The sequence below is a fragment of the Hymenobacter qilianensis genome, assembly GCF_014638675.1.
Lineage (GTDB): Bacteria > Bacteroidota > Bacteroidia > Cytophagales > Hymenobacteraceae > Hymenobacter > Hymenobacter qilianensis.
Map to the genome: position 1 here is coordinate 342,141 of NZ_BMFN01000003.1, position 22,197 is coordinate 364,337.

The following is a 22,197-nucleotide window of genomic DNA, read 5'->3' on the forward strand; positions in this document are numbered from 1 at the left end:
CTGAGAATTCTGGCTGCACCTGTTCAACCTCCCTACCATCTGTGGCAGCACGCTCGGGTTCTTACTCCCCTACCCTGGCCTGCATCCACTCCACAAGTAGGAGGTGCAGTGAGCAGCTAAAGGCGCGGGCCCGGCAAGGATAATTGGCTACGGAGGCGCTGGGGGGCAAATATTACCAGAACCGATTGGTGCACACCGTCTGAGCCTTTTTCTTTAGGCGCAATCCCAGCAGCACCTCGTGGCTGCCGCCGTGGTAGCCGGCTAGTTCGGAGAGGCCGGCGTCGTAGGAGTAGCCCAAGGTAAGCTGCTCGTAGCTCAGGCCCACCATGGCCACGGCCGAGTCGAAGGCGCGCCAGGACACGCCCACCCACAGCAAATCCTGGTACTTGAGCTTGGCATTGATGTCAACCGAAAGCGGGGCCGGGTTCACGGCCTTCACCAGCACCGACGGCACCAACGACCACTCCCGGCTAAGCGGCACCCGCACCCCGGCCGTGGCGAAGTAGTGCCGCTTCAGGGAGTTGCCGGGCGCGCCCTCACCCAGCTGATTAGGACCGTAGGAAAAGTCGAGCTTATTGGCTAGCAGTTGCGCGCTGGATAGGCCCACGTAGAATCTCGAGCTGTACACCCACAGGCCCACCGACCCATCCAGCACCTGCGAGGCGGCGCTGGCCGCCTGGGTTGTGGGGTCGAAGAACCGCAGCTTCTGCCCATCGACGGCAAACTGCTGCATGCCGACTGACACGCCCAGCGCCGCCCGCAGGTCGGGCCGGAGCACCAGATTGTAGGCATAGGAAACATAGGCGCCGGTCCGGCTCGTGGGCCCGGTTTCGTCTCTGTACACAAGGCCCCCCAGGGCGTGAAACGGCCGCCGCCGGTCGCGCAGGGTACGTTTGGTGGTGGTGCGCCACTTGCCCAGCGAGGAGCTGCCGCTGACGTAGTAAGTTTTGGGCGCCCCCTCCAGACCCGTCCACTGGGTGCGGTAGCTGAACTTGATATCGATGTAATCCTCTACGCCCGTTGCGCCCGGGTTCAGAATGTAATTATTGTTCATGTACTGGCTGTACTGCGCCTGCTGCTGGGCACGGGCGGGCGCCGCCACCAGTAGCAGCAGCGGCAGCAGCAGTAGAGATAGAGCTCTTTTCATAACAGGGTTTGCCTTATAAGTCCAGCAAAAAAGAAAGGTGAACTGGCGGCGTTGGTCGCCACCAGCCAGTTGATTAGTACAGTATCGTAATCGACCCGCTATAGGACTTGCCCAGTGGGCCTTTCGTGACGACGACGTAGTAGTAAGTGCCGACCGGCGCGGGCTGGCCGTTCATATCACCGCGCCACTCATTAGCCCGGCTATAATTAGTAGCCGAGAAAACCTTGTTCCCCCAGCGGTTAAACACGTTCACGGTGTTGTCGGGGTATTGCTCGATGAACTCAATCTGCCAGGTGTCGTCGCGGCCGTCGCCGTTGGGCGTGAAGGCGTTGGGAATGCGGATAGCCGGCCGCACGGTCACCGTCACCTGGTCGCTATCGGCGCAGCCGCCTTCTCCGGCCGAGAGGGTGTAGGTTGTGGTCACCGTGGGCGCGGCCCGCGGCCGTAGTGGGTCGTTGGGCGAAATCGTGAGGCCCGTCGCCGGCGTCCACGTCACGGGGTAGGTGCCGGCGCGGCCTTCCAGGATAACCGAGGTGCCGGCCAGAATCTCCTTGTCGGGACCGGCATCCACGTCAACCGGCGGTTGGATGCGCACAGGCACGCCGTTGGATACGGCCGTAACGGGCTGGCCACAGGCATTGATCGTGCGCAGGCGCAGAGTTACGGTCTGGCCTTCGCGCAGCGTCGTGCTGGTAAAGACCGGGCCGGTGGCGCCGTTCACGTCGTTGCCGTTGATCTGCCACTGGTACTCTGGGGCCGGGCCAGCCTCAGTTACACTGGCTACGCTAAACGTAAGTGGCGCGCCCAGGCACACGGGCCCGCCCGGCTGCACAGCAATGGCCAGCGTGGGCAGCGGCGTCGGGGTGCGCGTCACCGTAACCGTTGCCACGGCCGGAGCCGCGCTGCACAGACCCGCCGTGGGCGTTACCTCTACCCGCACCTGGTCGCCCGTGACCAAGGTGCTGCTGGTGAACGTGGGCCCACTGGCAACGGCTACATTGTTCACCAGCCAGCTGAACGTCGGCGCGGGGCCCGCATTTGTGGCTACGGCCGTGAAGGTCAGGGCCGTGCCGGGGCACTGCACTGGTGGCGGCGCTACGCTCACGCTAGGCGTCACAACGGGCTGTACCTGGATAGTCACGACGTTGGAAAAGCTGATAGAGCAGGTGCCAGTGCCCGACGTCACCCGGCGGCGGTAGTAGGTGGTGGCCGTCAGCGGGCCGGGTGCGAAAGTCGGGTTGGTAGCGCCCGGAATTGCCCCCCAGGCACTAACACCATCAGCCGACGATTCCCACTGATAAGCAAACGTGCCCGTGCCCCCGCTGGCCTCGCCGGTGCTGGTGAGCGGAGCCGGCGTAGCGCCCGCGCAGATGGTTTGATTAGCGGCAATGCTACCCGCGGTCAGCGCCGGTAGTACCCGTATAAAGACAGAGGGCGTAACCACCGATCCGCAGGTGCCTGACGTGACCCGGCGCCGGTAGTAGGTGTCGGACGTAAGCGGGCCGGGTGCAAAGCCGGCGTCGGTAGCTCCCACGATGGGCGCCCAATCCGCGTTATTTCCAGAAGACTCCCACTGATAAGCAAACGTGCCCGTGCCCCCGCCAGGACCTGCCGTGCTGGTGAGGGAGGCGGGAGTGGCGCCCGGACACAGCGTCTGGTCGGTGCCGATAGTGCCGGCCGTAAGGGCAGGCAGGACGGTGATGGTCACGACATTAGAAAAGACTGGAGCGCAGGCACCAGCCGCACTGGCCTGCCGGCGGAAGGAAGTGGTAACACTGAGCGTGCCCGGTGCATACGTTGATCCGGTGGCACTGCTAACAGGCGTCCAGGAGGCTCCATTATCCACGGTTGACTCCCACTGGTAGACGATATTGCCCGCGCCGCCGGCCTCGCTGGTGCTGGTGAGCGGAGCTGCGGTTCCTCCGGCGCAGAGGGTCTGGTTAGAGGCAATGCTACCGGCCGTCAGGTTCGGCAACACTATAACGGCGACGGAGGGTGAATACTGCGGTGCACAGGTCCCCGACGCTACGCGGCGGCGGAAATAGGTGTTAGAGGTAAGCGGCCCAGGTGCAAAGGTCTCGCTCGTGGCCCCCACGATAGGCGCCCAGTCCGCGTTATTTCCGGATGACTCCCACTGATAAGCAAACGTGCCCGTTCCACCCGTGGCCGGGGCCGTGCTGGTGAGTGGCGCAACAGGAGCGCCGGCGCACACGGTCTGGTCGGCGGCAATGGTACCGGCCGTCAGCGCCGGGGCTACGGTAATAGTAACGACGTTGGAAAAGACAGGGGCGCAAGTGGTGCCTGAACTGGCCCGGCGCCGGAAATAAGTGGTAGCGCTCAACTGACCTGGCGCGTAAGCTGGCCCATTAGCACCGCTGATAGGCGTCCAGGTTGTGTTATCCGCCGATAACTCCCATTGATACGCGATGTTATCTGCGGTGCCTGTGGCCGGCGTTTCGCTGGTGAGCGGAGCCGGGGTTCCTCCGGCGCAGAGAGCTTGGTTGGCAGCAATGCTACCAGCCGTTAAGGCGGGAGCCACGGTTATTGTAACGGTGCTGGATAAGGAGGCGCACGGCCCGGAGCGCACCAGGCGCCGGAAATAAGTAGTGGCCGTGAGCGGACCGGGCGTGAGGCTTTCGCCGGTGGCGCCGGAAATTGCCCCCCAGGTAGTGTTGTCCGATGATGATTCCCACTGGTACGTGAACGTGCCCGTGCCACCAGTGGCGGCGACGGTACTTGTCAGCGGGGCAACGGGGCTGCCAGCGCAAACGGTTTGGTCGGCGGCGATGGTGCCGGCCGTCAGAGCAGGCAGGACGGTGATGGCTACGGGGGCGGTAAAGCTGGGGGTGCAGTAAGGCCCTGATTGATTAGGCAGCAGCAACTGAGCGCGCCGCCGGAAATAGGTCGTGCCGGCTGGCAACGTGCTGGGGGGCAAATAGCTGGCACCGGTAGCGCCGCCGATAGCGGTGAAGGTGACGTTGTCCGAGGACGTTTCCCACTGGTAAACGAGCGGCAGGCCGGCATCGCCCGAGGCATTGGTAGTGCTGGTAAGAGCGGCCGGCGCTGTGCCGGCGCACAGCGTCTGAGGGCTGCCAATGCTACCCGGCTGGGGCAGGGCGGGCACCCGAATAATGCCCCGGGTTTCGCGGCAAAAGCAATCGTTGGTGATGCGCAGTGTAACGGTGTAGTCGCCGGGCGTAGCGTAGGTATGAACGGGCTTTTCTGCTGTTGAAGCACCGCCTGTCAGGGTAGTCCCGTCGCCAAAATCCCAGGCATACACCAGATCGGGGGTTTGAACGGCGAAGCTGGCTTGAAAGCTTATCTCGCGGCAAGCCGTGATTTGCGCTCCGATTCCGACGCGCAGCAAAGAGCTTTGATTGAAGTTGGGCAGACCCAACCCGCTGCGACGCCCGCCCAGCGCCAAGCTGTCGTCGGCGTAGGCGGCCTTCGCGCCCAAGGAATCGGGGTAGGTGATAAAGCCCAGGCCGGGCGCGTTTTCGCGGGCCACGTAAATCTTGTCGTCCGGGGCGGCCTGCATGGAGCCCAGATTAACCGGGGGATTTTGATTGAGCGGAATGACCTGCTTGCTGGCTGTTATGTTGGTGGCACTCAAATCAAATTGCAGCAGTTGGGGCGGACTCTGCACCGTGGCGTAGAGGTAGTTGCGGCTGGGCGAAAACTCCACGCCGTAGTAGCGACCCGCCCCCTGGTCGACGATCTGCGGGTTGCTGACTATGCCCGTTTCGGCATCGAAGGCAAACAGCTCGACTGTGCTGCTGTTGTCGCCCAGGGTTTCGCTGTAGCGGGCCACGGCCAGCTGCTCGCCGTCGGGAGACACCTTCATCTGGCCGCGGTAGCCCTGGGGCGACACGCTCGGCGCGTGCCGGGCCCCCACGGTCGAAATAATGGGCGGGCTCTGCACGCCGGCCGGCGTCACGCGATAAGCCAGAAAAGAGTCGCCGCGGTTCTCGGTGCCGGAGGTTGCCTCGCCCCAGCCGTGCACGATTATCCAGATGTCGCAGCCGTTTTTGTGGAATACACCCGTCATCTTTTCGGCTGTACCGCGGGTAAGAAGCGTGTTTTTGGTGGCGGCTACCACCTCGCCTTGCCCTGCAGTCCCGGCAGGGGGAATTACAATTTCCGAGTAGCTCAAGCCCTTGGGGCCACCCTGGGCGTCTTGGGTGAAGATGAAGTACCGCCTGGGGGCGCCCGGAAGAACTATGCCCGGCCGCTTGATAGCCAGGGGGCCGTCGGTGGCCAGACGGTTGCCCCCCATGCCGGTGCCGTTGAGCATGATGTTGTGGTCGCGGCTCCAGACGGTATCGCCGTTGCTGTAGAAGAGCAGGCTGCCATTGCCATCCGACATTACCCCGGAGCCGGCGGGTGCCACCATGCGGCCATCGGTCAGCACTTTGGGCGGAATAGTGTCCCTAGCTTCGTTGAAGTCCAGCCCCGCCCGGTAGCCGAAATACCATTGATTGATGAACTTCTCATCCTCGCTACACTCCGGGGGCGGCGTCGCCTGTGCGAGAGCCGTGGTAGCTGCGCCGCTCAGCAGCAAGAGCAGGAGCGTCAGCAGCCAACTCGTCACTAGGCTGGGCGCAGCCATCGGTCGAGAAGGAATTTTAATAAAAAGGGCAGAATGCGCTAGCGCTGCGGGCATAGTGGAGCAGGAAAGTGGGCGAACTGGTCAGCAGGTACTCAGAAAGATAATTATAACTCGCCGCTCAGCAGGAACGGACCCTGGTTAAATAGCCAGTTAGAACTAAAAAAAGTACTGTCAACTGGTTTTAGTAAAGCTACGCACTGCCCGCCAGCTTTGTGCAAGCCAATGCCCGAATAGTGATGCAAGTCTTAACCAGTCATCAACGGAATGAATCAGTCAACTCAGCGCTTCGCCAACAAGGCAATGACTGATTCGTCGGCGGGCTGGATGATTGCAACGATTCTGGGAGGCTTTTTTACCAGTTCGTTCCCCTCTCCATCAGCCAACCTAGGTTCCGGCCAGTGTAGCAGCATGAAGCTAGGCGTGGCCATTCGATGACATGACTCACCATATCACTTGATCAGGCTCATATCTTACCACGCGGCTCCGGTAGAATTTGGGGTTGCCGCCTTATATTCACGAAGTGTCCGTACGGACCTGTGTAAAAGCAGTTACTGAATGTTGGGAGGAGCAGCTAGCACCGCGCGGCTCCTCCCAGCGCCGCCGTTTCTTGCGTGCTATGAACATCCACCCATTGCCGCCGCCTTACCCGACAGCCCCGCAGCCAGAGATGACCGCTGGCAAGCGGGCATACCAGGGTTTATCAGGGGGAAGGATCCGGATGGTGGTGTACTGGTTTCTGCTAACCATGCTAGGGCTGATAGGCTGCCAGCCGAAAACGGAGCGCATCAAACCGGTGTTGTCCTCCATTTCTGAGTCGGTGTACGCAGCTGGCACCGTCAAGAGCGGGCAGCAGTACCAGGCGTTTGCCCGGGTCGGCGGCATCATTCGGGAAGTGCAGGTGCGGGAAGGCGACTCGGTGAAGGTGGGCACTCCGCTGCTGGCAATTGCCAGCGAAGTATCGCAGCTAAACCAGGAAAATGCGGCCCTGGCAGCCCGGAACGCCGATATAAGGGCCAACCAAAGCCAACTGAGGGAAGCCCAGGCTCAAATTGCCCTGCAGCGCCGCACCATGCAAAACGACTTGCTCCAGCTTACCCGGCAGCGCCGGCTCTGGCAGCAAGCCATCGGCACTCGGCAGACCCTCGAGCAGCGGGAGCTGGCGTACGAGCAGTCGAAAACGGCGTATGAGTCCGCACTGTTGCGGTATCAAAATCTGAAAAAAGAGCTGGCATTTGCCGCCGCCCAAACCCGCAAGAACCTGCAGATAGCCCAACAGCAGGCCGGCGACTTTATCCTGCGCAGCAAGATCAACGGCGTGGTGTATAAGCTGTATCAGGAACCTGGCGAGGCCATTACCCCCCAGACGCCGCTGGCCCTGCTGGGCGATGCCCGGCAATTTGTGCTGGAATTGCAGGTCGATGAATCCGACATCGTCAAAATCAAGCCTGGCCAGCAAGTACTGGTAACCCTGGATGCCTATCCGGGCCAGGTGTTTACCGCCCAGGTTACCACGGTTTCGCCCATGATGAACACGAGCAGCCGGACCTTTCTGGTGGAAGCAGCCTTCGTGAAGCAGCCCTCCGTTCTGTATCCTTTCGTGAGCGTGGAAGCCAACATTGTACTGCAGACTAAGGCGAGGGCGCTGCTCATTCCGCGCCGCCTGCTGGTCAACGACTCCACGGTGCTGAAAAGCGATGGGCAGGCCGTGCGGATTAAGATTGGCCTGCGCGACTACCAGATGGTGGAAGTAGTAGCGGGCCTTACCCCCGACGACGAACTGCAAGCCCCTGGCTCATGAAAATGCCCTTACTCTATAGCGTGGCGGCAGCGCTGCTGCAGGCCCGCGGTAAGCAGACGCTCGTGGCGGCCATCGGTGTCACGTTCAGCATCACCATGTTCATCACCCTGCTCAGCTTTATGTCGGGCCTCAACCAGCTGCTGGACGGGCTGGTGCTCAACCGCACTCCCCACGTACGCCTCTACAACGAATTGCAGCCCGCCGCCGAGCAGCCCGTAGACCGCTACACCCGCGGGCAGCGCCAGCACAACTTTATCCGCTCCATTAAGCCCCGCAACGAGCTGCCCCGCATTCACAACAGCAGCGCTATTCTGGCCGCTTTGCGCCGCGATCCGCGGGTGCGCGGCGTAGCCCCCAAAACTCAGGCCCAGGTATTTTACAACGTGGGCACCGTCACGCTCAATGGCACCATCAGCGGCATTGAGGCGGAGCAGGAAAATGCCCTGTTTGCGTTTAGCGACTACGTGGTGGGGGGCAATTATCGGAGCCTCAACACCGTGGCCAACAGCATTATCCTCGGCAAAGGAGCAGCCGACCTGATGCTGGTGACGCTGGGCGACGTAATTCAGATTACCACGCCCAAAGGCGACCACGTGCCGCTCAAGGTGGTGGGGCTGTTTCAGTCGGGGCTGCTGGAAATCGACAAAGTGCAGAGCTACACGTCGCTGGCCACGGCCCAAAAGCTGCTGGGCGAATCCAATAACTATGTCACCGACCTACAGGTAAAACTCCACGACATGACGCTGGCGCCCCGCCTGGCAAAAGAGTACGCGGCCCTGTACGAGGTGCAGGCTCTGGATATTCAGACCGCTAATTCAGATTTTGAGACCGGCACGTTTATCCGCACCCTGATTTCGTATGCCGTGGGCATCACGCTGCTGACGGTGGCCGGCTTCGGGATTTATAACATCCTCAACATGATGATTTATGAGAAGATGGACACCATTGCCATTCTCAAGGCCGTCGGGTTTTCGGGCACGGATGTTCGGCGGGTGTTTGTGATGGTGGCCTTGTCCATCGGGCTGTTTGGCGGGGCCCTGGGCCTGATCTGCGGGCTGGGGCTGTCGGCGCTAATTTCCCAGCTACCCTTCACTCCTCCCTCCCTGCCCACGGTCAAGACCTATCCCGTGGTTTTTAATCCGGTTTTCTACGGTATCGCGGCCGCTTTTTCCCTGATTACCACGTATCTGGCGGGTTTCTTCCCGGCCCGCAAGGCCAGTCAGATCGACCCTGTCGTCATCATTCGCGGCAAATAAGATGGACAGTCCTGCTCTGGAAGCCCGCCTCATCACCAAGTATTTCGACGACCCCGTGCGGGTGCAAGTGCTGCGCGAAATTTCTTTTTCGCTGGCCCGCGGTGAGTTTGCCAGCGTGGTGGGCAAATCAGGCTGCGGCAAATCAACGCTGCTCTACATCCTGTCTACCATGGACACGGCCTACGAGGGCACCCTCCTGATTGACAACGTGGAAATGGGCCAAAAAAAGGAGGCTGAGCTGGCCCGGGTGCGGAACGAGAAAATCGGCTTTGTCTTCCAGTTTCACTACCTGCTCAATGAGTTTACGGTACTGCGCAACGTGATGCTGCCGGGGGAAAAGCTGGGCAAATACTCGGTGGCGGAAATCGAAAGCCGAGCCTACGAGAAGCTGAAAATTCTGGGGATTGAGGGGGAAGCGCTTAAAAAGCCCTACCAGCTGTCTGGGGGGCAAAAACAGCGCGTAGCCATTGCCCGCGCCCTCATCAACGACCCGCTCATCATCATGGGCGACGAGCCCACGGGCAACCTCGACAAGAAGAACAGCGAAATAGTCTTTGCTATTTTCAAAGAGCTGGCCGAAACCTACCACCAGGCCCTGCTCATCGTCACGCACGACCAGGAGTTCGCGGCCCAGACGCACCGTATCATCGAAATGGAAGATGGCCGAATAAGCAATGGAGCAACTGCCGCGGGAATTACAGCTTGATGCAAGCCCCAGGCAGCTTATCTTAGCCGTTGATCTATCTTATACCTGCCGATGATTCTATTTCGCCTTCCTTGGCTACTTCGTCGCTTGGTCGTAGCCATTCTTCTGGTGGTTCTGGGAGCAAGCACCCTGGCGGCCCAGGCCCAGCCAACCCTAGCTCCGCGCGACACGTCCTTTACCGTGGCCAGCGCCCTGCGTAAGGCCCGTAAAACACACCCGACCATTACCCTGGCGCGGCCCACCGTTCCCACCACCATTCAGGCCCGGCAAAACCTGACCTACTGCACCGTGGGCGGACGGGCCTTGCAGCTCGATATCTTCTACCCAAAAGCGAAGCGACCCGCGGGCTACCCGGCCGTGCTGCTGATCCACGGTGGGGGCTGGAGCTCCGGCGACCGCTCCCACCACGTGCCGATAGCCCAGCAGCTCGCCGCCCGGGGCTACGTGACGGTCACAGCAGACTACCGCCTGTCGCCCGAAGCCCGGTACCCGGCCGCCGTGACCGATCTGAAGGCCGCCGTGCGTTGGCTGCGGGCCCAGGACGGCACCTACCCCATCGACACCACCCGGATTGCGGTTTGGGGCTTTTCCGCGGGCGGACAGCTGGCCGCGTTGCTGGGCACTACCAACGGCGACGCGCAGTTGGAGGGCGAGGCCTGTCATACGAGCCGCTCCAGCCGAGTTCAGGCCATTATTGACGTAGATGGCACGCTAGCCTTCATCCACCCCGAATCGGGGGAGGGTGATGATAGTAAAGGGCTGTCAGCCGCTACGCGCTGGTTTGGGGCGTCTAAGACGGAAAACCTGGCTCTGTGGCACCAAGCCGGCGCCCTGAACCACGTTTCGGACCAGACGCCGCCTATCCTGTTTCTGAACAGCGTTCTGGACCGCATGCACGCGGGCCGCGACGACATGACCAAAAAGCTGGACGCTTTCGGCATCTACCACGAGACGCACACCTTTGCCAGGGCGCCGCACACGTTTCCCTTGTTTCACCCCTGGTTTGAGCCAACCCTAACCTATACGGCCGCGTTTCTGGCCAAGGTTTTCCCGCCTCGGCCTTAGCTAACTCCATGGCCGCTGGGGGGCAAATTTGAAGCACCGCCGCTTGATTTTGTAGCCCGACCTTGCTGGCCTCATCCTAAACTGAACTAGCCTGTGCCCAAGCCATTACCATCTGTCTTACGCTCCCTAAGGCCGTTCCAGCTTCTAGTGCTAGGGAGCGTCCTGCTGCTGGGTGGCCCGGCCGCGGTTGCCCAAGTTACTCCACCAGCCAATCCGCCTAAAGCTGCCTCCCCGCCATCATTTTCGCAACCCGTGCGCCTGACTGTGGCGCCCGACGGCTTGGGTGACTACCGCACCATTCAGGAGGCGGTGATGGCCGTGCGCGACTTCATGCAGGTGCGGGCCACCATCTTTATTAAAAACGGCACCTACCGCGAAAAACTCGTCATCCCCGCCCAGAAAACTAACATTACCCTGCTGGGCGAAAGCCGCGACGGAGTCATTATCACCTACGGCGATTACTCGGGCGACGCTGCCGGGCATACCACCTACACATCCCACACGGTCCGTGTCCAGGGCAACGACTTTTGGGCTGAGAACATCACCTTCGAAAACTCAGCCGGACCGGTCGGCCAAGCTGTGGCCCTGCACGTGGAAGGCGACCGGGCCGTGTTCCGCCACTGCCGCATGCTGGGCCACCAGGACACGCTGTTTCTGGCCATAGAAAACAGCCGCCAGTACTATCAGGATTGCTACATCGAAGGCACTACCGACTTTATCTTCGGCGCCAGCACGGCCGTATTCGACCGCTGCGTAATTCACAGCAAAAGCAACTCCTATATCACGGCCGCTTCCACCACGCCGCGCCAGGCCTACGGGCTGGTGTTCCGGCACTGCCGTCTCACGGCGGCCCCTGAGGCGCAGAAAGTGTATCTAGGCCGACCCTGGCGGCCGCACGCGCGCACCGTGTTTCTGCACTCAGAATTAGGCGCCCACATCACTGCCGCCGGCTGGGACAACTGGCGCGACCCCAAAAACGAGCAAACCGCCTTCTACGCCGAGTACCAGTCCACGGGGCCAGGCTCCGCAGCTGCCGGACGCGTGCCGTGGGCCCGGCAACTGCGCGCCCGCGAAGCCCGGCGCTATACCCTGGCCCGGATTTTTGCGGGCCCGGCCCCGTGGCTGCCGACGCCGGATTAAGTGACCTCAGGCTGATTTTTTGCGCTTTACTCGCAAAATCGCCGCGTGGGTTAGCGGGTTTCTCCCTACATTAAACCCGAGTTCTGGCTAGCCTGGAGGCCAACGTGGTCCTGGGCCCCGTCATCACTGGCGGGGCGCCGTTATGCCATGCCCTTTTCCCGTCAACCCTTTGCGTATGAAACATTCGCTACCCTGGAATACCGCCTTCATCGGCGCGCTGCTCTTCCTCTTGCTCACAACCTCGGCCGAGGCGCAGCAGCGCGCCAAGCGGAAAAAAGCCCCCCAAGGCACCGCCGCGGTCTACGACACCACCTTATACAATGGGTTGCGGTGGCGCTCCATTGGTCCCTACCGGGGCGGACGGGCCGGCACGGCGACGGGCGTGCCCGGCAACCCCAACTTATACTACATGGGTACGGCCGGGGGCGGCGTGTGGCGCACCACCGATGGCGGCGGCACCTGGGGCAACATCTCCGACCGCTACTTCGGCGGGTCCATCGGGGCCGTGGCCGTCAGCGAATCGGACCCCAACGTGTTGTACGCCGGCGAGGGCGAGCAAACCGTGCGGGGCAACGTGTCGTCCGGCTTTGGGGTGTGGAAATCGATGGATGCGGGCCAGACCTGGACCAACGTGGGCCTGAAGGATTCGCGCCACATTGGTCGTATCCGCATCCACCCCAAGAATCCGGATCTGGTGTACGTCGCGGCCATGGGCAACCTGTACGCGCCGAGTGAGATGCGCGGCGTGTACCGCTCCAAAGATGGGGGCAGGAAGTGGGAGCGCGTGCTGTTTGCCAACCAGGACGCTGGCGCGGTGGACCTGATTATGGACCCGTCCAACCCGCGCATTCTCTACGCCAGCACCTGGAACGTGCGGCGCACGCCCTATAACTTCTCCTCGGGTGGACCTGGCTCGGGCCTGTGGAAAAGCACCGATGGCGGCGACACCTGGCAGGATATCTCCCGCGCTGAGGGCATGCCCACGGGCACCTTGGGCATCATCGGGGTAGCCGTTTCACCGGTAAACTCCAGCCGGGTGTGGGCGATGGTGGAGGCCGAAAAGGGGGGCTTGTTTCGCTCCGACGACGGGGGCAAGAACTGGCAGAAGCTGTCGGATGACCGCAACCTGCGCCAGCGGGCCTGGTACTACACGCGCATTTATGCCGACCCCAAGGACGCGGACGTAATGTACGTGCTCAACGTTTCCTACCACAAAAGCAAGGACGGGGGCCGCACCTTCCAGGCCTATGATGCCCCCCACGGCGACCACCACGATCTGTGGATTGCGCCCGAGAACCCCAACCGCATGGTCATGGCCGACGACGGCGGCGCTCAGGTCAGCACCGACGGGGGCCTGAACTGGACCACCTACCACAACCAGCCCACCGGGCAGTTTTACCGGGTGGTGACCGACAACCATTTCCCTTACCGCATTTACGGAGCCCAGCAGGACAACTCCACGGTGCGCATTCCGCACCGCACGGCGGGCCGCAGCATCGAGGAGCGCGACTGGGAGCCAACGGCCGGCGGCGAAAGCGCCCATATCGCCGTGGATCCGCTGAACCCCGACATCGTGTACGGGGGCAGCTACGACGGCTACCTCTCCCGCGTCGACCACGACACCCGGCAGGAGCGCGCCATCGACGTGTGGCCCGACAACCCCATGGGGCACGGCGCCGAGGGCATGAAGTACCGGTTTCAGTGGAACTTCCCCCTGCTGTTTTCCCCCCACGACCCCAAGCGGCTGTACTCGGGCTCCAACCACCTGCACGTCACGACCAACGAAGGCCAGTCCTGGCAGGTGATCAGCCCCGACCTGACCCGCAATGACCCGAAGACCCTGGGCCCCTCCGGCGGCCCCATTACCAAGGACAACACGGCCGTGGAGTACTACGGCACCATCTTCGCCCTCGCTGAGTCGCCGGTGGAGGCCGGGGTGATCTGGACGGGCTCCGACGACGGCCTGCTGCACCTTACCCGCGACCAGGGCAAGACCTGGACGAAGGTGCAGCCCAAGGGCCTGCCTGAGTGGATTCAAATCAACAGCATTGACGCCCACCCCACGGCGAAGGGAGCCGCTTACGTGGCGGCCACCATGTATAAGTCCGGAGACTTTCGGCCCTACCTCTACAAGACGATGGACTACGGCAAGACGTGGACAAAAATCACCACCGGCATTCCCGACACGCACTTTACCCGCGTGGTGCGGGCCGACCCCAAGCGCGCCGGGCTGCTCTACGCTGGCACCGAATACGGTCTGTACGTTTCCTTCAACGATGGCCAGCAGTGGCAGCCCCTGCAGCTCAACCTGCCGCCGACGCCCATCACGGACCTGACGATCAAAAACGACAACCTCATTGCCGCTACCCAAGGGCGGGGGTTCTGGCTGCTCGACGACCTAACGCCCCTGCACCAGCTGAGCGCGCCGGTGGCCGCCAGCAAGTTTCACTTGTACACGCCCGCCCCGAGCTACCGGATGGAGGGCCGCGGCTCGGCCACGATTTCCCCTACGGCGGGCCAGAATCATCCGGGCGGGGTTCTGCTCTACTACTCCTTCGCCCAAAAGCACGATTCGACCAGCACCGTGAAGCTCGACATCCTTGATGCGCGGGGCCAGGTTATTCGCACCTTCGCCAACACGGATAAGGACCTGGGGGGCAAAAATCTGACGAAAGCGGAAAAAGCCAAGATCAAGCGCGAGCTCCTGCCCACCCGGCGGGGCATGAACCGCTTTGTCTGGGATTTGAGCTACCCCGATGCCCGCCAGTTTGAAGGCCTGATTCTGTGGGGCGGCGGCACGCAGGGCCCCCGGGCCGTGCCGGGCACCTACAAAGCGCGCCTCACACTCAACCAGCAAACCCAGGAAACAACCTTTACCGTCCTGCCCGACCCGCGCAGCAAAGCCACCCCGCAGGACCTGCAGGCCCAGTTTGACTTCCTGCAGGATGTGCAGCAGAAGCTCACGGAAACCCACGAGGCCATCCGCGACATCCGCACCCTGCGCGGCCAGTTGAACACGATCACGGGTCCGTTGAAAGACCAGGCGCCGGCTAAGGATATCGTCGAGTCGGCCAGCGCCATCGACAAGAAAATCACCCAGATTGAAGAGGCATTGTACCAAACCAAAAACAAAAGCGGGCAGGACCCCCTGAACTTTCCCATCCGCCTGAACAACAAGCTAGCGAACCTGGTCGGGCAGGCCAGCACCGGCGACTACCGGCCTACGGAGCAGGCCGTAGGGTTCAAGAAGGAAGTGACCGAGCAGATTAATCAGCAGCTTGGTCAGTTCAAAATGATCAGGGAGCAAGACCTGCCGGCCCTGAACAAGCTTATTCGGGACAAGAACGTGGATGCCATTACGCTACCGCCGGCCGCCCCCACCGCTCCCAGCAGCTTGTAGGGAAATAGTGTTTGAAAAAGAAAGCCTAGATCTAATGTTAGATCTAGGCTTTTTTGCGGCTACCGATTACCATGCTCAATTTCGTGTAAATGGCGCGTGCCCTCACTTTTCCTGGTTAGCAAAAGGATCAGCAGCTTTTTCGTAGGAAGTGAAATTCGGTTGCCCCTTGAATGAGGGTGACTTTGTTTAGACAGGAGCATTCGGCTGGGCTTTACTCCACCAGCACGGCCTGCTGAGCCAGTTACTCGGCCGGCCATTTTCGTTATTACGTTCTTCTATTTGGTGGCCGGATACCAGTTGCGCAGCCGCACGTCGATTTTCCGATTGGCCGCATTCACGGTTTTCTGGAAGGCGGCCACGTCGCTCAGGCCATTCTGGCCCCGGTAGTGGTAGGGGTACACAATGCCCGGCTGAAAGGCCAACACGGCCTGGGCGGCCTGCGGCACGTCCATAGTGTAGGGCAGATTCATGCACACAAACGCCACATCGATGCCCTTGAGGGCGCGCATCTCGGCAATGTCTTCCGTGTCGCCGGACAGATAGACATTTTTGCCCCCCAGGGTCAGCACGTAGCCATTTCCCCGGCCTTTGGGGTGCCGTGCGTCGGCCGTCTGGGGCAGGTTGTACATGGGAATGGCCGCCACGCGCAGCCCCAGCGTATCGAGCCGTTGGCCGTTGCGCAGGATGCGTATCTGCGGCTGGTACTCCGCTGGCAGTTGCTCCGCCACCGCTGGGGGCACCACCAGCAGGGCCTTGCCCACGGAGAGGCCCGCCAGTGTCTTCGGGTCCAGATGGTCCCCGTGAATGTCTGTGATGAGGATTACATCGGGCGCGGCAAGCCCAGCATAAGCCTGCGCCCCGCCGTAGGGATCTACGTAAATAGTCTTCCCGTTCCAGGTAAACACCACGCTGCCGTGCGTGATGGGCTGCACCGTTAGCGGACCTTTTTGGGTCGGTATCTGGTCAGCGGCTACGCGTGACGGAGCGGTTTGGGCCGGCGCCTGAAGTGCAAAAGCCGCCAGCGCAGCCGTGAGAAGTAGGGTGACTTTCATCAATTTTCCGTTTGTTAGGATAGAAGTAGTGCCGGCTTTTTCCAGCAGTAGGGCCTCTTATAAGTAGCCACCGCCGAAAACCATTACCATAACCTTTTTGCCCGCTGCAAGTTCAGGCCAGCTTTCGGCCCGGCTACCAGTGGGGCTCACCGACTCTTTGGGCGAGCAGGCGCAGCGGGCTCGGCCGCAGGCTCATGTGGTAAAAAGTCTGAACATGGTCAGCGTGAATCAGATGATCAACCCGGCCTCGACCAACAAGGATGCCGGGGCCCGGTATCCAGTTTATTTATGCGTAAGCCCGCGCCGGAAACCCGTCGGCTAATCCAAGGGAGTCTCACTGACACGCCCCAACCCTTGTGGGGGGCTTTTTGCGGGCCTTTGCGCAGCAGAAGCAGCCGAGAAGGTAAGTAAGGATAGCCTCCATTCTGTACCACTTTACCCATTCCCTGCCGTGCAAAGGACACAAGTTTATGAACTATTCTAAAACATTATAGCACAATAAGTAGATATACTAAAAAAAATTCATATACTTAATGGTCACTACATTAGGCTGCATAGCGGGCTGCCAGTAAGACTAGGCTTATCAACTCAGGCGTATGAAAAAAACGTTCTACTGGCTTGTTGTGCTGCTGGGTAGCGCTCTTACGCTTGGGGGGCAATTTCTTTCATTCCGGCCTTCCATTGGCCTGGCCCTGAGCGCAGGCGGGGCGGCCGTCTTTGCTTTCCCTTACTTCCCTAACGCGCCCTCCACTCAGGTCCGGATAGCCTGCCTGCCGGGCATGAGCATAAGTACCACCGTGGGTTCCCGGTACGGGGCCCGGCACTTTTCCGGAGCGGAGAATGGGCCATTGCTTTCTGCTTTTCATCTAGGTTTTACCAAGTCCATTGCTTGGTTGACGGGGGCAGTGTGCGCAATTATTCCAGCGCCCCTGCTCAGGCTCGCGCCATAACTACCGCCGCTTCTCCCCTCACCAATTAGCTGCTCTTTGTATACCTAAAAAAGCCCCCCACATGACAAAACCCTTCCTTTTCGCTTCGTCCTGGCGTGCCCTGATCCGGGTCTGACGCCGCTACCCTGCCACCAATCGGCCCGGGCACATTGATCCATTTTTGGGTAGCACCCCGCCGACCCGATTATTGCCCCGGGGCTGCTTCGGGCTACTGACGCGGCACCCAGCTGCCTTATGATACGGGCTCTGGGAAGCATGGCCAGCACTAGGTTACCGAACACTTTCCCCGGGTACCGCCGCGGTTGCCGCCCTTTTTGGCGCCCGGTCCTGTAAAAATTCCCACCATTTCACTTTTTCACTTATGAACAACCTGTACAAACAGTACACCGTGAAGGCGCCAGCAGAAGCCGTTGCGCCTGGCGGCAAGCACCCGACCTGGCTCCGGATGCTGATCGTAGGCGTCCTGCTCCTGCTCTTTCCCCTCCTGGGCCAGGCGCAAGCTACCCGGACCGTTTCGGGCAAGGTGGTCGATGCCAATGCTAGCGCCTTGCCTGGGGTCACAGTTATCATTCCCGGCACCACTACCGGCACCAGCACCGGCGCCGACGGCACCTTCGAGCTAACCGTGCCCGAGGGTACAACGACACTTTCGTTCTCGTCTATCGGCTACACCTCGCAGCAAATTGATGTTGCAGGCAAATCGACGGTGCAGGTAGCCATGCAGGAAGATACCCAGAGGCTGAACGAGGTGGTCGTAACGGGCTATGGTACCACGCGAAAGCAAGATCTGACCGGGGCTGTGGCCGTAATTGGCGAGAAGGAATTCAACAAAGGCACATTCACCTCCCCCGACCAGCTGCTTCAGGGCCGGGTATCGGGGGTGCAGGTGAGCAACAACAGCGGGCAGCCCGGCGGACCGTCCACGATCCGCATCCGGGGCAACTCGGCCGTGACCGGTACTGGCCAGCCGCTGTATGTGATTGACGGCGTGCCGCTCGATGGCCGCACAGCCCGGCCCGGTCTGGTGGCCTCGGCCGACGTGGGCGCCGGTGCCGACAGCAACCCGCTTAACTTCCTCAATCCCGATGACATCGAGACCTTCACTGTGCTCAAGGATGCCTCGGCCACGGCTATCTACGGCTCCCGGGCCGCTTACGGGGTAGTTCTTATTACCACCAAAAAAGGCCGCACGGGCGCCCCAATACTCAGCGTGGGGGCCTCTACCGGCTTCTCGACGCTGCTGCGCCGGCCTGAGTTCCTCGACGCCGGCCAGTATCGGGAGGCCATCGCCTACTATGGGGCACCGGCCGCCAACGATAAGGGGGGCGACGTGGACGCGCTGGAGGAGATTCTGCGCACCGGCTACCTGCAAAACTACAACGTGGCCATGAGCGGGGGCGGTGAAACCGGCCGCTACCGCCTCTCCCTGGGCTACCTCGACCAGGATGGCATTGTGCGCAAAACCGGCTTCAAGAAGTACAGCGCCAACTTCTCCACCAATCTGCAATTTCTGGAAAGCAAGAAGCTGGGCGTGGATGTAAACATCGCGACCAGCCAGTTCCTCGAAAAGTTGGCCAACATTACGACCGACGCTGGCTTCCGCGGTAGCCTCATCGGGCAGGCATTGCAGTGGAACCCCACCCAGCCTCTGCGCAATCAGGATGGTTCGCTCTTCATTCAGGCCGGCGACGTGGTGAACCCTCTGGCATCCCAGGAGCTTTACAACGATGACTCGCGGGTAAACACCATCCTGGCCAGCATCGCGCCTTCGTATAAGTTTACCGACTGGCTCGAGTACCGGATGCTGCTGAGCGTAAACTACAACAACGGCGAGCGGCGCACCTCCATTGATCAGCGCCTGATAAACTATCCCGGCATTGAAGGGCAGGGCTTTGCCGCCATCAGCAACAACGAGCTGACAACCCAGCAGATCGTTCACACGCTTAACTTCAACCGAGCCGTAGCTACTGACCTGAATCTGAACGCGGTGCTGGGCTACGAGTACACAAAGTTTAGTAATTCGGGCTCCAATGTGAATGCTTTTGGTAATCGGGATGAAGGGGGCTTTGGCAACTTCGGCCTCGATTATACCAATTACATTCAGTATTCGGCCGCCGGCAACCGCCAGGTATCGTCCTTCTTCGATCCGTCGTCGGAGCTGCAATCGGTTTTTGGCCGGGCCATCTTCAGCTATAAAGACCGCTACGTACTGACCGGTACGCTGCGCCGGGATGAAAGCACCAAGTTCGGACCGAATAACCGGGTGGGCTACTTCCCTTCGTTTGCCGCAGCCTGGGACCTGAGCCAGGAAGATTTCTTCCCGGCCGAGCGCCTGACCCAGCTGAAGCTGCGGGCCGGCTACGGCCTCACCGGCAACCAGGAGTTTCCAGCCGGCGCAGCTCAGTTTCGCTACACTCTGGACAACAACGGGGCCCAGTCGCCGCTCAACGACGCGAACGATGACTTGAAGTGGCAAGCAGACCGCCAGTTTAATATTGGCATTGATATCGGGGCATTCAACAACCGCCTCACCTTCTCGGCTGACTACTTCAACAAAACGACCACCGACATCCTGTTTCCGACTACCCCCGGCGAGCCCCGTCCCGCTAACGCGGCTATTCGCTGGGACAACCTCGACGCTAAGATTATAAACAAAGGCGTAGAGATGGCCTTGGGAACCACGCTGGTGACCAACGAGCAAGTGGAAGTAGGCCTCAACGTCAACGCTACCTTCATTCGCAACGAAGTATCGGACCTGGTAGGGGCCGCCATTCCGACCGGAGCCATCAACGGGCAAGGCCTGACGGGGGCCTTGTCGCAGCTCATCACCAACGGCTACCCCATCAACGCCTTCTTCCTGCCCCAGTACAACGGCCTCAACGAAAATGGCCTGTCGAATGAGTTCGGGGCAATAGCTTATTCGGGCAGTCCTAATCCGCGCACACTGCTGGGCCTGAGCGCCAACGCCCGTTACGGCAAGTTCTCTCTGATTGCGAACATGACGGGGGTATTCGGCCAGTACGTTTACAACAACACGATCAACGCGGTAGGCAACGTGGGCCAGATTGGGGCCGGCAAAAATATTGCCCTCTCCACGTTTGAAAACCCAATTAAAGAAGCAACCGGCAACCCGTCGGCAGCCACTACGCGCTACCTGGAAAAAGGGGATTTCCTAAAAATGTCCAACCTGACGCTTTCCTATGCCATCGGCGACGTGAGCACCTTCATGAAGGGTGCCCGGGTATATGTCACGGGTCAGAACCTGTTCGTGCTTACCGACTACGATGGGTTTGACCCGGAAGTAAACACGGTGAAGCGCGGAGCCAACCAAGTGCCTTCGGTGGGAATTGACTACCTGCCCTACCCCAGCGCCCGCACCTTCACGTTCGGCGTTAATTTCAATCTGTAACCTCTACTTTTTCCCACCATGAGATACTCCAAGATTGCCTGTGCGGCTGCCGTTCTGGCTTTATTACAGGCGGCGACTAGTTGTGAGATTGACGAAACCCTGGAAGGTCAGCTGACGGAAAGCCAGGTTCGGCGCGGCGAGCTTACATCACTGCTTCAGGGCGTGTATAATTCCCAGCGCGAACCCATTCAGGGCCACGTAAGCGTGTTTGCCCTTCAGGAAGTGTCCACCGATGCCCGCATCATGCCCACCCGCGGGCCCGACTGGGACGACAACGGTAAGTGGCGCGCCCTCTACAACCATACCTGGGATGCCAATAACGAGCGGGTGCGCGAAACCTACACCCAGCTCAATGGCATTATCTACGCCTCCACCGACCTGCTGCGCTTTTCTCCTAACCCGCAGCAGGAGGCCGAGTCGCGGTTTCTGCGGGCCTGGGCCATGTATCTGGTGCTCGACCTCTACGACCAGGTGCTCTACCGGGAACCAGGCGAGAATCTGAGCGAGCTGGCGCGGGTGCGCAAGGGCACCGAGGCCCTCGACTACATCGTAAGTGAGCTGAACGCCATTCAGGCCAACCTGCCCGACGCCCCCGTCAGCCGCGCCACCAAGGACGCGGCCCGGGTGCTGCTGATGAAGTGCTACCTCAACAAGGGCGTGTATGCCAACCGCGCGGCCCCGACCTTCGCCGCGGCCGACATGAACCAGGTGATTAAGCTGGCCGACGAAATAATCAACAGTGGCAAGTACTCCTTCACGGATAACTATTTCGACAACTTCGCGCCCAACAACTCGACAATTGGCCGGGAAAACATCTTCACCCAGGCCAATACCTTCGGCAATAGCGGCCCCTTGCGCGACTTGTGGAAATTCGTGTCGCACTACAACATGCGGCCCGTGGATGGCTACAATGGCCCGGCCGCTACGGCCGAGGCGTACGACCTGTTTGGGCCCACCGACAAGCGCCGGGGTATAGCGTACGACGTACCGGGCGGCCCCGCCAATCCGGGCCGGCGCATCAATGTAGGCTATCTCATTGGCCAGCAGTACAACCTGCTCACCGATGCTCCGCTCACCACGCGGGGCGGGGCGCCGCTGGCTTTCACCAAGGAAATTAACCTGTTTGAAACCGGCGCCGACCTCGAAGCGAAGGGCATCCGGCCCATAAAATACCCCGTGGATTATGCCAGCGAGGCCAGAGGTGGCAACGGGGCCGAAAATGATCATGTGAGCTTCCGGCTGGCCGACGTGCTGCTGATGAAGGCCGAAGCCATTCTGCGGGGCGGCACGCCTACCAGCGCCGGACCGTACGGGGCCACGCCGCTGGCCATCGTCAATTCCTTGCGCACTCACCCCTCGCGCACTGCCGGCGCCCTGACCTCGCTTAATCTTGACGTGCTGCTCGATGAGCGGGGCCGGGAGCTGTACAGCGAGTCGTGGCGGCGGCAGGACATGATCCGGTTCGGCAAGTTTCTGCTGGCTCGTAAAGACAAGCCCCAGAGCGACCCGAAGTACCTGATCTATCCCGTGCCGCAGACGCAGGTGGATGTGAACCGCAACATCACCCAGAATCCGGGCTATTAACCATTAACTACGAGCCAGTAGCAAATAAAACCGGCCGTTGGGTGCTGCAAAACGGCAGCGGCCAGCGGCCGGTTTTATTTG

General features: G+C 60.8%; 14 protein-coding genes. 11 read left to right on the plus strand and 3 right to left on the minus strand.

Going from position 1 to position 22,197, the window contains the following annotated elements:
* Positions 1-172: 172 nt before the first annotated feature.
* Together IEW06_RS16040 and IEW06_RS16045 are read right to left on the minus strand one after the other, a co-directional pair.
* Positions 173-1,147, minus strand: a complete 975-nt coding sequence (locus tag IEW06_RS16040; protein ID WP_188548576.1) for a PorP/SprF family type IX secretion system membrane protein — start codon at positions 1,145-1,147, stop codon at positions 173-175.
* Positions 1,148-1,220: 73 nt separating this feature from the next.
* Positions 1,221-5,756, minus strand: coding sequence for a DUF8696 domain-containing protein (locus IEW06_RS16045; protein ID WP_188548577.1), 4,536 nt, complete (start codon positions 5,754-5,756; stop codon positions 1,221-1,223).
* A 264-nt stretch (positions 5,757-6,020) separates the two neighbouring features.
* Here IEW06_RS16045 and IEW06_RS16050 point away from each other — a divergent pair, with 264 nt between their 5' ends.
* The 7 genes from IEW06_RS16050 (at position 6,021) to IEW06_RS16080 (ending at position 15,121) form a co-directional block, all read left to right on the plus strand.
* A complete protein-coding gene (locus IEW06_RS16050) occupies positions 6,021-6,191 on the plus strand; it encodes a hypothetical protein (protein WP_187731798.1) in 171 nt (56 codons plus the stop codon).
* 181 nt (positions 6,192-6,372) lie between these two features.
* The gene (locus IEW06_RS16055) at positions 6,373-7,554 is read left to right on the plus strand and encodes an efflux RND transporter periplasmic adaptor subunit (RefSeq protein WP_223284508.1); all 1,182 of its coding nucleotides are present in this window, start codon (positions 6,373-6,375) and stop codon (positions 7,552-7,554) included.
* Positions 7,551-8,810: an ABC transporter permease gene (locus tag IEW06_RS16060; protein ID WP_187731797.1), complete on the plus strand. Its 1,260-nt coding sequence runs from the start codon at positions 7,551-7,553 to the stop codon at positions 8,808-8,810. The genes IEW06_RS16055 and IEW06_RS16060 overlap by 4 nt, the downstream gene beginning before the upstream one ends.
* Before the next feature lies 1 nt (position 8,811).
* Complete coding sequence (locus IEW06_RS16065; protein WP_188548578.1) at positions 8,812-9,516, plus strand: ABC transporter ATP-binding protein; 705 nt, start codon at positions 8,812-8,814, stop codon at positions 9,514-9,516.
* 51 nt (positions 9,517-9,567) lie between these two features.
* Positions 9,568-10,581, plus strand: a complete 1,014-nt coding sequence (locus IEW06_RS16070; RefSeq protein ID WP_187731796.1) for an alpha/beta hydrolase — start codon at positions 9,568-9,570, stop codon at positions 10,579-10,581.
* A 93-nt stretch (positions 10,582-10,674) separates the two neighbouring features.
* Positions 10,675-11,721 carry a pectinesterase family protein gene (locus tag IEW06_RS16075; protein ID WP_229743147.1) on the plus strand — a complete coding sequence of 349 codons (1,047 nt, stop codon included), beginning with the start codon at positions 10,675-10,677 and terminating at the stop codon, positions 11,719-11,721.
* Between the two features lie 175 nt (positions 11,722-11,896).
* Positions 11,897-15,121: a WD40/YVTN/BNR-like repeat-containing protein gene (locus IEW06_RS16080; RefSeq protein WP_188548579.1), complete on the plus strand. Its 3,225-nt coding sequence runs from the start codon at positions 11,897-11,899 to the stop codon at positions 15,119-15,121.
* Between the two features lie 275 nt (positions 15,122-15,396).
* On the opposite strand, the gene IEW06_RS16085 is transcribed toward IEW06_RS16080, so the two are convergent.
* Positions 15,397-16,173, minus strand: a complete 777-nt coding sequence (locus IEW06_RS16085; RefSeq protein WP_188548580.1) for an MBL fold metallo-hydrolase — start codon at positions 16,171-16,173, stop codon at positions 15,397-15,399.
* Between the two features lie 97 nt (positions 16,174-16,270).
* Here IEW06_RS16085 and IEW06_RS16090 point away from each other — a divergent pair, with 97 nt between their 5' ends.
* The 4 genes from IEW06_RS16090 (at position 16,271) to IEW06_RS16105 (ending at position 22,116) form a co-directional block, all read left to right on the plus strand.
* Entirely contained in the window at positions 16,271-16,495 is a 225-nt protein-coding gene (locus IEW06_RS16090) for a hypothetical protein (protein WP_187731795.1), read from the plus strand.
* Between the two features lie 274 nt (positions 16,496-16,769).
* Positions 16,770-17,123: a hypothetical protein gene (locus tag IEW06_RS16095; RefSeq protein WP_187731794.1), complete on the plus strand. Its 354-nt coding sequence runs from the start codon at positions 16,770-16,772 to the stop codon at positions 17,121-17,123.
* A gap of 361 nt (positions 17,124-17,484) precedes the next feature.
* Positions 17,485-20,532: a SusC/RagA family TonB-linked outer membrane protein gene (locus IEW06_RS16100; RefSeq protein WP_229743148.1), complete on the plus strand. Its 3,048-nt coding sequence runs from the start codon at positions 17,485-17,487 to the stop codon at positions 20,530-20,532.
* 18 nt (positions 20,533-20,550) lie between these two features.
* Positions 20,551-22,116, plus strand: a complete 1,566-nt coding sequence (locus tag IEW06_RS16105; RefSeq protein WP_187731793.1) for a RagB/SusD family nutrient uptake outer membrane protein — start codon at positions 20,551-20,553, stop codon at positions 22,114-22,116.
* Positions 22,117-22,197: the final 81 nt, after the last annotated feature.